Source organism: Paeniglutamicibacter quisquiliarum (genome assembly GCF_019084045.1).
Lineage (GTDB): Bacteria > Actinomycetota > Actinomycetes > Actinomycetales > Micrococcaceae > Paeniglutamicibacter > Paeniglutamicibacter quisquiliarum.
Genome location: NZ_JAHRED010000027.1, coordinates 1 through 1,474, shown reverse-complemented (window position 1 = coordinate 1,474; position 1,474 = coordinate 1). Strand labels below are relative to the sequence as shown.

Below are 1,474 nucleotides of genomic sequence, written 5' to 3'. Positions count from 1 at the left end.
ACGTTCCAATGACAGGCTTCAACGAGTGACTGGTGCGGACCACTAGGCATGTGATTCTCAGTCGTGTTCGACAATCCCACATCGTTGAACATTTGCTCATGGCTGGATACTAAGGTTCGAGGATTTCACAGCACAGTCGTCGCGTGACCAAGTGCAGGCGCCGAGCTGGAACTCTTTGGCCGAAGGTAGAAGTTGCAAAGCGAGATGTTAGGCGATTTGCTCTCATTAGATTTGTCTTTGCTTCCCTTGAACGCGACCTTACTTCTGAGTCTGGTGAAACTATCCTTTGGGCAGGGGACTGGCAGCCGGCGGTCGGTCTACTACGTCGACCTTTGAGCCCGATGGAATGTTTTCGTGAGCCGAACAGCTGTTGTTTTCCAACGCGACCTTCAGAGTTTCTGCCGTACTATTGAGCAGTTGCGTTGCGCACTATTGGTGCAAATCACGGAGGCGACTGGGTACGCTCGTCTAAGATAGATGCAGGCGTTCAATGCCCTGGTGAGGGTAAAAAGATTTTAGGGTGGGCTTCCGTGAGATGCGGAGGTCCACTGGTTCATGCGTGGGGTCCAAAACTGAAGACCCTTTTGAGAGGAACACATCTAGTGTCAAACGAAAACAAGGGCTTCGGGTCAAAGGACAACCGCGATCGGAGCGGCTCTAAGCCGAACAACAGCGATGGTTTCCGTCGCGGTGGCGATGACCGTCGCGAAGGCGGCTTCAAGCCCCGCGAAGACCGCGGCGGATTCCGTGGCGGCAATGATCGTGGTGGATTCCAGGGTGGTGACCGTCGCGAAGGCGGATTCAAGCCCCGTGAAGATCGCGGCGGTTTCAAGCCCCGCGAGGACCGCGGTGGATTCCGTGGCGGCGACGATCGCCGTGAAGGCGGATTCAAGCCCCGTGAAGACCGTGGCGGTTTCAAGCCCCGTGAAGACCGTGGCGGTTTCAAGCCCCGCGAAGACCGCGGTGGATTCCAGGGTGGCGACCGTCGCGAAGGCGGATTCAAGCCCCGTGAAGACCGCGGCGGCTTCAAGCCCCGTGAAGACCGCGGCGGATTCCGTGGCGGCAACGATCGTGGTGGATTCCAGGGTGGTGACCGTCGCGAAGGCGGATTCAAGCCCCGTGAAGACCGTGGCGGATTCCGTGGCGGCGATGATCGCCGTGAAGGCGGTTTCAAGCCTCGTGAAGATCGCGGCGGTTTCAAACCCCGCGAGGACCGCGGTGGATTCCGTGGCGGCGACGATCGCCGTGAAGGCGGTTTCAAGCCCCGTGAAGACCGTGGCGGATTCCGTGGCGGCGATGATCGCCGTGAAGGCGGTTTCAAGCCCCGCGAGGACCGCGGTGGATTCCGTGGCGGCGACGATCGCCGTGAAGGCGGATTCAAGCCCCGTGAAGACCGCGGCGGATTCAAGCCCCGTGAAGACCGCGGCGGATTCCGTGGCGGCGACGATCGCCGTGAAGGCGGTTTCAAGCCCCG

At 60.0% G+C, this 1,474-nt stretch carries 1 protein-coding gene; it reads right to left on the bottom strand.

What is annotated here, in order from left to right; translation table 11 throughout:
* Nucleotides 1–629 precede the first annotated feature (629 nt).
* On the bottom strand, nt 630–1,474 hold an 845-nt coding region (locus KRR55_RS20125), incomplete at its 5' end, for a hypothetical protein (RefSeq protein ID WP_217391095.1).